Source organism: Candidatus Krumholzibacteriia bacterium (genome assembly GCA_035268685.1).
In the GTDB taxonomy this organism is placed as follows: Bacteria; Krumholzibacteriota; Krumholzibacteriia; order JAJRXK01; family JAJRXK01; genus JAJRXK01.
Genome location: DATFKK010000198.1, coordinates 1 through 11,565 on the forward strand (window position 1 = coordinate 1; position 11,565 = coordinate 11,565).

The following is an 11,565-nucleotide window of genomic DNA, read 5'->3' on the forward strand; positions in this document are numbered from 1 at the left end:
CTCCCGCCGGGGTTCGATCCGCCGGCCCGCGAGGACGACGCCGCTCTCGCCGAGGGTGATCGCTTCCGCGACCAAGCCGTCAAGGCCGCCCGGGCGACGCTGCGCCGCCATCTCGAGGAAGCGGGGTACGCACGGGCCCAGGTGGAATCCGAGATCGCGCTCGACGATCCGGGCGAGGTCGTCGTGACCTTCGTCGTGACCTCGACCGAACGCTTCCGCTTCGACGGCCTGGAGATCCGCGGCGCCGACGACGACATCCGCGACCTCGCGCGACGCAGCATCGAACGCCCGGGTGGTGAGCGATTCACGCCCGTCCTGCTCGAGAACGCCCGCCGCGACCTGCGCGATCTCGGCCTGTTCCGGCAGGTACGCGTGCGGGCCGATCGCACCGCCCCGAACACTCTGGAGATGACGGTCGACCTGACGTTGCGCGAGCTGCGCAGCGCCCGGATCGGCATCGGCACCTGGAGCGATCACCCGATCCAGGTGCGCGCGGGGTGGCGGCACCGCGACCTCTTCGGAGGCGGACGGGGTTTCGAGGTGGACGGGTCGTTCGCGTTGAACCTGCGCGAACTCGGAGCAAGTGTGGACTGGCCGGTGCTACTGCGCCGACGCTCGCGCACGGAGTTCGGGACACGGTACCGGGTCGAGGACGAGGAGAGCTACGGATCGGAGGAGTTCGAGGTCTTCGTCGACAACCTCTTCCACGTGGACCAGCGCACGTCGTGGCGCCTGGGCACCTCGTGGATCGAGACCGCGCTCGACCTGCGGACCGACGACGTCGATGCCTTCGAGACCCGGCCCGGTGAACAGGTGCTCTTCGACTTCCAGTGGTTCCACGACGGGGTCGACGACCTGCTCGATCCGACCGCCGGACGACGGGTGCGATTCGAGGCACGCTATGCGCCGTCGTTCCCCTTCGCCGACGCGACCTTGGTCTCGGTGCGGGGGGCGTGGGTGCGGGTGACGTCGCCGCGGCCGGGGACGGTCCTCGCGGGCCGCATCGACCTGGCTACGGCGTGGCCCACGGGTGGCGCCACCGACCTGTTGCCCACCCAGCGTTGGTTCGGCGGCGGCTTCAACACCCACCGCGGCGCGACGCGCCGCGGACTCGGTCCACTCGACGACGAAGGAGATCCGATCGGCGGGCAGTGGCGGGGACTGGCGGGGCTCGAACTGCGGCAGCGCCTGGGCTCCTGGCTCGGCGCGTCGATGTTCGTCGACACCGGGCAGGTGTGGCGCGAGGCCGACGACGTGGGCACCGACGACCTGGTCGTCGCCCTCGGCGCCGGGCCGTTGATCTACACACCCATCGGTCCCGTGCACCTCGACATCGCATGGAACGTCGCGCGTCGGCCGGCCGACGAGTCCAATCTCGTCTTCCACTTCGGGATCGGGCATGCCTACTGACGAACCGCAGGTCGATCCCGTGGCCGAGCCGACGCCGCGCCCGCGGCGGTGGCGTCGGGTGCTACGCATCGCGTGGCGGACGCTCGCCGTTGCGTTCGTGCTCGTGGTGTCGATCGTGGTCGGGGTGCTGGCCGTCCCCGAAGCGCGTCTCGCGCTGCTCGAGCGCGGTCTCGACGCCGGGTTGCAGGCACTGCCGGGACAGGCGAGCGTCCGCGCGCAGTGGCCCACGCTCGGGCGTGTGGAACTCGAGGACTTCCGCTGGCGCGTCGACGCCCAACGCGTCGCCGAGGTCGACCGCGCGATGGTGGACCTCGATCTGGGCGCGCTGTGGGACCACGACGCCGTGGTGCGCGTGGTGCGTCTGCAGGGCGCGTGGATCGATGCCGATCGGGCGGAGGCCGCGTTCGCGGCGGCACCGGCCGACACCGCCGCGGAGCCGGCGCCGTCGGAGCCGACCGAAGAGGTCGCCGTGCCGTGGCTGCGCGACGGCGCGCTCGCCGGCTTGCCGTCGGTGGCGGTCGACACGCTCGCGGTGCGCGACGTCGAGGTGATCTCGGCCGCAGGTTCGATGATGCTGCACGATCTCGCCCTGGGACTGGATCTGCGTCCCGGCCGTGAGCAGTTGGGCCGCGTCGATCTCGACGTGTCGATCGACGAGATCGGACGCGTCGCGGGCGGGGTCGCGCTCGCCGTGACCGATTCGCTGCGCGCGCACTTCGACGTGTGGTCGTGGGCTCCGCCGGGAACGTCGCTCGCACCGCGAGCCGAGGCGACGGGACTCGATGCGGTCGTCCCGTCCGACATCGTCGTGCGCGCGTTGCGCGGAGATCTCGTGGTCGTGCCGGCCGTGCTCCACGGCCGGCTGGTCGAACGACGGCCGGCGACGGTCGACCTCGCCGCGCGATGGCGTGCCGACGGCGGGGTCGAGGCCGGGCTCCGGGTGGTCCTCGACGATCGCCCCACGTGGGCGTCGCCGTGGGTCGCCGCGGCCGACAGTGCCACGGCGGCCGTCTTCGAGAGATTGCTCGCCACCTGGCCCGCCGACTCCGTCGCCTACGAGATCGCACTCGACCTCCGGGGTCGCCTGGACGAGGCCGGCGTCCAGCTCGATCGAGCCCGGGTCGAGGGATCACTGCCCGGTCCGGCCGAGCTCGTGGTCGGGCTGCCCGCCCCCACGTGGTCGCGTTCGGAGCTGCGGCTGGTGGCGCGTCCCCGGGGTGACGACGCCGTGGACCTCGTCCTCGACCTCGGCTCGACGGCCTGGATCGATCGGGGCCGGGTGGTCGCTCTCGTCCGTGACACGGGAGCCGTGAGCGCGGACACCCTCGACCTGCGGTTGCCGGGCCTGAGCGTGCGTGGCGACGGTCGCTGGTCGCCGGAGTCGATCGACGTCGACCTGGAGGTGCGGGCGGCGACCTCCGAACTCGAGGCCCTCGTGCCGTCGCCGCCGTGGGGAGAGGTCGACGCGGAGGTGCGGGCCGATCTGCAGGTCGCGGGTGCGCTGCCCCTGCCTCGGGGCGAGTTGCGGATCGACGGCCGTGCTTCGGCACCGTTCGCCGAGGTCCCGGACCTCCGCCTGCGAGCCGAGCACGACGGCGATTCCGTGCGCGCTTCGCTCGACCTACCCGAGGGATTCACGCTCGAGGGCGATCGTTTCGCGACCCCCGTCCGGGTCGGTGCCCGCGGCCGGCTCGATCTACCGGAGTGGAGCGTTCGTCTGACCGGGACCGGACCCGGACTGGACCTCGACCTGCGGGCCGCGGCCGACAGCACGATCGCCGGGGAAGGGTCGCTGGTCGTCGACGCGGGCCCACTGCGCGACGCGCTTCCCATGGCTCTGGCCGAACCCCTGGCCACGAGCACTCTGCAGCGGGCGACCCTGGACCTCGACGCCGAACTCGATCCCGACGCCGAATCGGGTCGGGCCGGTGTCGGAGTCGATGTCCGGCTGGAAGAAGGAAGTCTCCTTCTCCGCGCCAGTGGAGACGCCGATCTCCGCGGTCGTGCCCGGGCGCAGGTCGACACCTTGCGCGTCCGCTGGCGCGACGAGACGATCGGCACGCGCCGTCCGATGCGCTTCGATCTCGACACCAGGGAGCCGCGGTACGTCCTCGAGGAGCTCGATCTGGACGGAAGCCTCGGAACGGTCCGTGGAGCGGCGCGAGTCGACTCGAGCGGAGCACAGGGAGACTTCGAGGTCGCCTTGAGCGTCGCGCGCGATCGCCTGCTCGAGTGGGCTCCCGACCTCGAGGAGATCGTGCCCCGGACCGACCGGCTCGGCACCACGCTCACCGTCGACCTGTCGGGCACCGCGGCAGATCCCCGCGCGACGATCGAAGGGGCGGCGCGTCTCGACTCCGACGACGACTCCCGCGACGTCACGCTGCGCTGGTCGACCTCCTACGGTGCCGACGGCGACGGTGCGGCGCGGCTCCGGGCCGGTCTGGAGCTGACCGGGGGTTCGACGACATGGGTGCAGGCCGATGCCGCCGTCCCCCTCGACCTGTCGCTCGATCCGTTCTCGTACGCCCTGCGTCCCGACGACACCTTCGACCTCGACGTCGAGACCCCGCGCCTCGATCTGCAACGCCTGACGGAGTTCGCGCGCGCGCCGGTCGACGTGCAGGGCGACCTGGCGATGGAAATGCACGCCCACGGGCCCCTCGACGCGCTCGACGTCGATGGCTTCGTCCGTTCCGAGAAAGCACGCGCCGAGTTCCCCGACGGCGGCTTCCTCCAGACCGCCACCTCGATCGTGCTCACCGGGACGCTGTTGCAGCCGACAGTGGAGGGCGAGGTCCGCGTCGACGGCGGACTGATCCTCCTGCCCGCGCCGCCGCCCGCGCTGCTGCCGGTCGAGGGCGAGTCGATGCTCTGGGCCGCCATCGAAGCCGACAGGACCGTGGCGGAACTCCGCGCGGACCGTCCGGTGAGCCCCATCGACACCCTGACCCTCCCGTTGCCCGACGTCGCCGTGTCGCTGAACGTTCCCGGAGGCCTGCGGCTGCGAGGTCATGGTCTGGACGTCGAGCTGCGCGGACGGGTCGATGCGCTGGTCGAGAACGGCACCCCGGGAATCGGTGGCAGCCTGGAGGTGTGGCGCGGTCGTTTGGACCTGCTCGGGCGTCGCTTCCAGGTCGAGACCGGCCGCGTGATCTTCGACCCCGATCAGGTGGAGCCGGATCCGCGGCTCGACATCCGGCTGGCCACGACGATCGAGGGCACCCGCTTCACCGTGGACGTCACCGGGACCGCGCTCGAGCCGCAACTACGGCTGGGCAGTGAACCCGAGATGCCCGAGGGCGACATCGTGGCCTCATTGCTGTTCGGGCGTCCGCTCGACGAACTCGACGAGGGCCAGTCCGAACTCCTCGCCCAGCGCACGCGTCAGATCGCGGCTGCCTACGGAGCGGCGGCGTTGTCCCAGCAGATCGGGCAGCGTCTCGGCGTCGACATCCTGTCGATCGAGCCCGCCGGCGACGGAGGCTCCGCGTCGCTGGTCGTGGGGCAGTACCTGAGTCCCGACGTGATCGTCCAGTACGAGCAGGTGCTCGAGGAGGGCGCGGCGGCCCTGATTCGCCTGGAATACGCGATGACGCGGTCCATCCGTCTGGAGACGGTCGCCAGTCAGGGTGAGGGGTCGGGCGTGCAGATCGAGTGGCGCAAGGACTACTGAGCGCGGGACACGGAGGATCCTGTTCCGTACACTCCTGCGACCCTCTTTCGAACGTGGAGCCTCGATGTCCTGGATCGAACGTGTTCCCGTGGACGAAGCCACGGGCCTGTTGCGGCGACTGTTCGACGCGTCGGTCAAGCGCGCCGGACGCGTGTGGAACGTCACGCACGTCATGAGCCTGAACCCGCCGGTGATGCGGGACTCGGTGCGGCTCTACGGCACGATCATGTTCGGCGAGTCGCCGCTGGGCCGCGGTCAGCGCGAGATGCTGGCCACCGTCGTGTCGTCCGAGGCCGGTTGCCGCTACTGACGCCGCGCGCACGCGCACGACCTCCGGGACGAGGTCGCCACGATCTTCGACGACGACGAACGCGCCGACCGGTGGGTCGACCACGTAGCGCGCGACTGGTCGACGGCGCCCCTGCGCGACGTCGACCGGGCGCTCTGCCGCTTCGCCGTACGTCTCACCCATCACCAAGCAGCCGTGAACGAGGACGATCTCGCGCCCCTGCGCGCCCATGGCCTCGACGACACGGCCGTTCACGACACGGTGCAGGTGGTCTCGCTGTTCAACTACTACAACCGGCTCGCGCACGGGCTCGGGGTAGAGGTCGAGCCGAGCGAGCTGGTCCGACCGTGGGGCGAGCAGGGCCTGGTCGACGGCGGGCCGCCGCCGGACCTGGGCGGCCCCACGACCACCGGTCACGTCAGCGCCGGCTGAGGTCGAGCGTCGACATCAAGCCGATCCGGAACTCCCGGCTCACCGGCAGGTCCTCGCCCGCCAGTGCGATCGAGGCCCCGACCTCGAGGGTCGTGCCCGGTGCTCCGAGGCGGTCCAGGCCGATGTGAAGCGCCGGTGCGTACGACCACAGGCGCCGCGTGGCGATCTCCTGGTCGATGCCGAAGTCGCGGCTGGTCCACGGAGACCCCTGCAGGCCGTCGAAGCGCGTGACCAGCGCCAGCCACGGGCGGAGCTGCCACCCCCATTCGGCGGCGAGCACCCATTCGTTGCCCGGGTCGAAGCCCAGTTCGTCGTTGGCGGCACGCCAGCGGTGGCCGAGCGTGGCCGAAAGCCACCCGTGGGGCCACAGCGACCAGCCGGCCTCGGCGCGCACGGTGAGGTCGTGCTGTCCTTCGCCGAGGGGCTGTGCGAAGACGCTGCGGGGCACGTCGGCGGTGGGGATCTTCCAGCGGAGCGACAACGAAGCCGCCGCACGATCCCCGTGGCGCGTTCCGATCGCCGTGCCCAGCACCACGTCCCCGAATCCGGTTCCGGGCTCGACCTCGTCGTTGTCGTTCTCGAAGACGGTGTGCAGGAAGGGAACGGTGGCCGTCACCTCGAGGTGATCGGTGACACCATAGGCTGCTTCCAGTGCGTAGCGCTGGAACTCGTACTCGCCGCCGGTGACGAAGTCGAAGGGGATGCGGTCGCCGGCTCGTACCGGACTCCCGTCGGGAAAGCGCTTGGTCTCGTCGAGCTGGTCGTTGGCGAACTTCTCGTCGGCGAAGCTCGTCGACGCGCCGACCTTCCACCACAGGTGTCCGGCCGGCTGCGTCCACGCCGAGGCGTGGGTCGTCGTCGGGACCAGGCAGACCAGGACCAGAAGGGACGCGACCGAGCGCGCGCTCAGGGTAGTCGGGTCCATTCGAGGTCCAGCTCGAACTCGGGATCCCCGGCGTGGACGATCTGCAGGAACGTGTCGGCCGAGTCGTACAGCACCCAGACCGGCAGCCCCCCGATCTCGTCGCGGAAGGCCGTACGATTCCCCATGGTCTCGCGCACCTCCGAGTGGACGTAGACTCGCGACACGTCGCCCACGTGCACACCCGTGACGAGCGCCTTGCCCGGGAACTGCGGATCGGGCGAGGGATCGGTGACCGAGAAGGTGTCACGATCGTCGCTGCGGTAGTCTCCGTAGGGATATCGCGTGTAGTCGCGCGAGAAACCCGTGCTCGAGGCGATGACCTTGGTGCCAGGGTGCATCTGCTGCCAGCGTTCCCAGGTGGTCTCGACGAAGGGAACCTCTTCGAGGATCTCGCCCCGGCGTTCACCGGTGACCGCTTCGCGGCGCATCTGCGAGAACAGGCTCGCGGTGTCGTGGTCGTAAAGCACCAGGTTGCTGTTGTAGAGGTTGCCCGACACGCCGAAGGCCGAGCGACTCGCCGAGAACACCAGGGCCGATCCGGTCAGCGGACAGAAGGAAACGCTGAGCGGTTGTCCTCCGAAGGTGTCGTTCACGATCTCGTGCCACCACAGCACGTTGTGCGGATAGGCGCGAGCCTCGGTCCCGTCGAAGAGGCCGATCACCATGTCTCCGGGGCGCAGGTAGGCCGCGTCGGACGAACCCGCGTCGGCGAAGCGGGGAGACCCCTGCGGGGGGCCCGGGTTGGGGAGCGAGGGGATCGCGTCCCGTGGCAGATTGCGCCGGATCTGGTCGCAGGGCACGAGGCAGTCGCCATCGCTGCGGATCACCGCGTCGCGGACCGCCGCGTCGCGGCCCCAGATCTCCGAGCCCGGATGGAACACCGACCAGGCGAACCAGAACGCGCTCGTCTTCGCCAGATGCGGGAGGCGGACGCCGGCTTCGGCCAGCGGACCCTCGAAGGCCCACCCGTCGGCCGTGATCAGACTTCCGGACTCACGATCCCGCAGGACCCAGGTCCCGCTCGGGGGCGCCGGGATCTCCAGGTCGGTGCGGTGGGCATCGAGCGTGAAGTCGCCCGGTTCGTTCCGGACGGTGGGAAGCGTTCCTTCGCTGTCGGTCACCGGTGGCAGGTCCACGTCGGGATCCGACGGAGACTCGGTCTCGGAACACCCTGCCGCGATCAGGACCAGCAGGGTCGAAAACAGAGCGGTCCGCGGCGCGCGCGAACGGATTCGGCGTCGGAGCATGGGATCGGGATCCTCGCGTCGGGTCGATCGGGGCGGACGCCGTGACTACGACGGGTCGTCCCGTCGTGTGACCGCGCCGAGACGCTTGCCCGACTCTTCGTGCGGAATCGGTGAATTCGGCCGACATGGCCGCACTTCCGTTTACGAAATCGTGATGGAACAACGGGATCGGTTGGACTGGGACATGGGCGCTCCTACCCTTCCGGGCGACGTCTCACCGCACCGCGCAGAGCACCGTCACCCGGATCCGTCGCGGAGCGGTCCTTCCCCCCTGGAGGCTCCATGGATGTCGTCCTGCTCTCGCGCATCCAGTTCGCTCTGACCATCGGCTTCCACTACTTCTATCCGCCCCTGAGCATCGGCCTCGGCCTGGTGCTGGTGATGATGGAAGGCATGTACCTGCGGACGGGCAATCCCCTCTACCACCAGCTCACCCGCTTCTGGGTGAGGATCTTCGGTCTCATCTTCGCCTTCGGCGTGGGCACGGGGATCGTCATGGAGTTCGAGTTCGGGACCAACTGGGCCGCCTACTCGCGCTACGTCGGCGACATCTTCGGCAGTCCCCTCGCGGCCGAGGGGATCTTCGCCTTCTTCCTCGAGTCGGGCTTTCTCGCCCTGCTCCTGTTCGGGTGGGATCGCATCAGCAAGAAGATGCACTTCTTCGCGACGTGTATGGTCGCCCTGGGCGCACACTTCAGTGCGATCTGGATCGTAGTGGCCAACAGCTGGATGCAGACCCCGGCCGGCTACCACATCGTCGAGACACCCGTCGGACCACGCGCCGAGATCACCAGCTTCTGGGAAGCGGTGCTCAACCCCTCGACGCTCGATCGCTTGTCGCACACCGTCATCGGCTGCTGGCAAGCGGGCGCCTTCTTCGTGATCTCGGTGGGGGCGTTCTACCTGCTGCGCCGTCAGCACCAGGAGTTCGCCAAGGCCTCGATGAAGGTCGCCTTCGTGGTGGCCATGGTGGCGTCGTTGCTGCAGCTGGTCACCGGCCACAGCAGCGCGCACACCGTGAGTGAGCACCAGCCGGCCAAGCTCGCCGCCTTCGAGGGCATCTACGAGACCCAGGACAACGCGGATCTCACGATCATGGGCTGGGTCGACGAGGCCAGCCAGGAGGTCCACGGGATCAAGATCCCGGGCATGCTGAGCTGGCTCATCGGATTCGACACCGCCACCGAGGTCCAGGGTCTGAACGACTGGCCCGAGGAGGACCGGCCACCCGTCCAGATCACCTTCCAGGCCTATCACTTCATGGTGGCCATCGGCATGTTGCTGATCCTGCTATCGTGGGTGGGGGGCATCATGGCCTGGCGGGACAAGCTGTTCCAGTACCGCTGGCTGCTGTGGATCCTGGTGTTCTCGGTGCTGTTGCCACAGGTCTCCAATCAGCTCGGGTGGGCCGCGGCCGAGATCGGACGGCAGCCGTGGATCGTCTACGAACTCATGCGCACGGCCGACGGGGTGAGTGACACCATCTCGGCGGGACACGTGCTGTTCTCGTTGATCCTGTTCACGCTGATCTACCTGGCGCTCTTCGTGGTGTTCATCGTCCTGCTCGACCAGAAGGTCAAGCACGGTCCGCTGGAGGAAGACATGCCCCGAACCGGGGAGCTGCGCTCATGAGTCCGGAATTCTACAACGTCGTCTGGTACGTTCTGGTGGGCGTGCTGCTCACCGGCTACGCGATCCTCGACGGTTTCGACCTGGGCGTGGGCGGCCTGCACCTGCTGGCACGTGGCGACCAGGAACGCCGGATCTTCCTGAACTCGATCGGGCCCTTCTGGGACGGCAACCAGGTGTGGTTGGTCACCGGCGGCGGTGCGCTCTTCGCAGCGTTTCCGCACGTCTACGCCACCGCTTTCAGTGGCTTCTACGTGGCGTTCATCCTGTTGCTGTTCACGCTGATCTTCCGCGGCGTGTCGATCCACGTGCGGAGTCTGCGTCCCGACAGTCCTTGGCGATCGTTCTGGGACTGGGCGTTCAGCATCTCCAGCCTGCTGGCCTCGTTGCTGATCGGTGTCGCGCTGGGCAACGTGGCCTGGGGCGTGCCGTTGGAGGAGAACTTCCGCTACCAGGGAAGTCTCTTGCACCAGGTGCACCCGTACACCGTGCTCACCGGACTGCTGGTGGTGTCGATGTTCCTGATGCACGGGGCCATCTACCTGGTGCTGAAGACCGATGGCGAACTGAACGCGAAGGTGCGGACCTGGGTCCGGCCCACCATCATCGGGTTCATTCTGTTGTACGTCGTCACGACCATGGCCACCCTGTTGTACCTGCCGCACATGTCGGCGCCGTTCCGCGACAATCCCGTGCTGTTCGTGCTGCCGGCGTTGAGTGTGTTGGCGATTGCGAACATCCCGCGGGAAATCCACCACGGACGCGAGTTTCGGGCCTTCCTCTCGTCGTCGGTGGCCATGGTGCTCCTGCTGGCGCTGTTCGGTGCGGGGATGTTCCCGGAGCTGATCCATGCCCGACCGCAGCCGGAGTTCAGCATGACGGCCTACAACGCGTCGAGCTCCACCAAGACGCTGCAGACGATGCTGATCATGGCGTTGATCGGGATGCCGCTGGTGATCGCCTACACCTTCCACATCTACCGGGTGTTCCAGGGGAAGGTGAAACTCGACTCGATGTCGTACTGATCGACCGGGTGCGGACGGAGTCTCCGTCCGCACCCCTCGAGACGCTCAGCGCTGCACGGTCTCGGTCAGGGCGTCCTCGAGGCCGGCCGCGTCGATCACGCGCGCCGTCCTGGTCGAGTCCGAGGGGTCACGGGAAGTCCGGAAACTCCACGCCCCAGCGCGTGGGCGTCGAGTCCGAACGGGCTGGTCGTGCCTCGGAGTGGCGGACCGGGCGCCTCGTCCGCAATCAGGCGCCGGCTACGCCGAGCACATGGACGAAATCGTCGACGACACCCGCCGTCGCCGGGTGTGCGCTCGTCTCCAGCAGTCCGCGCACCGTCCAGCGGCCACCGTAGACCTGCATGGTGGCCGCGGCGTCGGCACCGGCTTCGATCAGGACCATCGCCAACCGCGGCGCATTGCTGGGAACGACCTGTCGGCGGATCTCGACCCCGTTCGCCGTCAGGTGGTGGAGCAGCGTTCCGCCGTGGCCGAAGCGCGAGCGATCGTGGACGATGCGCGGCACCTCGGCCACAAGGCCGCGCAGGGCGTCGACGTCGGCCCGGCCGATCAGATCGAGCGCCTGCTCGAACACCGGGTCCTGCGTCCGATCGGCGGCCAGCGCGGCGTCCGGCCGGGTGAAGCCGTGGTCCATGGCCACGGCCCGCAGGGCTCGACGGTACGGGAGTGGAGCCGCCAGGGTCTCGTCGACCGAGCGCTCGGAATCTCCCGGGATCACCGCGCGGACCTGGACGGCGCAGGCGGGATCGCCGCGCTCGTGCGCGGCCAGCAGCGCGCTCGCCTGGCGTTCGATCCACGCACGGATCGGCATCGACGCCGCACCTGCGGCGTACAGATCCGCGTGCAGGCGGCGGACGCGCTCGACGTCGGGATGGACGAAGACCGAGGGCATGGTGGTGGACGACGGGTGGCGAGGCACGCCCCGGCCGTGG

9 protein-coding genes are annotated in these 11,565 nt (G+C 69.2%); 6 read left to right on the top strand and 3 right to left on the bottom strand.

Annotated features, from left to right (window positions below; all coding sequences use genetic code 11):
- The 4 genes from VKA86_19305 to VKA86_19320 all read left to right on the top strand — a co-directional run.
- A partial coding sequence (locus VKA86_19305; GenBank protein HKK73357.1) for a BamA/TamA family outer membrane protein occupies positions 1 to 1,410 on the top strand: 1,410 nt, incomplete at its 5' end.
- Positions 1,400 to 5,086: a translocation/assembly module TamB domain-containing protein gene (locus VKA86_19310; protein HKK73358.1), complete on the top strand. Its 3,687-nt coding sequence runs from the start codon at positions 1,400 to 1,402 to the stop codon at positions 5,084 to 5,086. The genes VKA86_19305 and VKA86_19310, both read left to right, overlap by 11 nt.
- Positions 5,087 to 5,150: 64 nt before the next feature.
- On the top strand, positions 5,151 to 5,396 hold the full coding sequence (locus tag VKA86_19315) for a hypothetical protein (GenBank protein ID HKK73359.1): 246 nt from the start codon (positions 5,151 to 5,153) through the stop codon (positions 5,394 to 5,396).
- Positions 5,397 to 5,570: 174 nt separating this feature from the next.
- Positions 5,571 to 5,807: a hypothetical protein gene (locus VKA86_19320; GenBank protein ID HKK73360.1), complete on the top strand. Its 237-nt coding sequence runs from the start codon at positions 5,571 to 5,573 to the stop codon at positions 5,805 to 5,807.
- Here the strand turns inward: VKA86_19320 and VKA86_19325 are convergent.
- Together VKA86_19325 and VKA86_19330 are read right to left on the bottom strand one after the other, a co-directional pair.
- A complete protein-coding gene (locus tag VKA86_19325) occupies positions 5,794 to 6,732 on the bottom strand; it encodes a transporter (GenBank protein ID HKK73361.1) in 939 nt (312 codons plus the stop codon). The genes VKA86_19320 and VKA86_19325 overlap by 14 nt on opposite strands.
- The gene (locus tag VKA86_19330; GenBank protein ID HKK73362.1) at positions 6,714 to 7,979 is read right to left on the bottom strand and encodes a DUF3179 domain-containing (seleno)protein; all 1,266 of its coding nucleotides are present in this window, start codon (positions 7,977 to 7,979) and stop codon (positions 6,714 to 6,716) included. The genes VKA86_19325 and VKA86_19330 overlap by 19 nt, the downstream gene beginning before the upstream one ends.
- A gap of 282 nt (positions 7,980 to 8,261) precedes the next feature.
- Here VKA86_19330 and VKA86_19335 point away from each other — a divergent pair, with 282 nt between their 5' ends.
- Positions 8,262 to 9,611: a cytochrome ubiquinol oxidase subunit I gene (locus VKA86_19335; GenBank protein ID HKK73363.1), complete on the top strand. Its 1,350-nt coding sequence runs from the start codon at positions 8,262 to 8,264 to the stop codon at positions 9,609 to 9,611.
- Complete coding sequence (gene cydB, locus VKA86_19340; GenBank protein HKK73364.1) at positions 9,608 to 10,633, top strand: cytochrome d ubiquinol oxidase subunit II; 1,026 nt, start codon at positions 9,608 to 9,610, stop codon at positions 10,631 to 10,633. The genes VKA86_19335 and cydB overlap by 4 nt, the downstream gene beginning before the upstream one ends.
- A 226-nt stretch (positions 10,634 to 10,859) precedes the next feature.
- On the opposite strand, the gene VKA86_19345 is transcribed toward cydB, so the two are convergent.
- Positions 10,860 to 11,565 (bottom strand): hypothetical protein (locus VKA86_19345; GenBank protein HKK73365.1); only part of this gene is annotated, 706 nt, incomplete at its 5' end.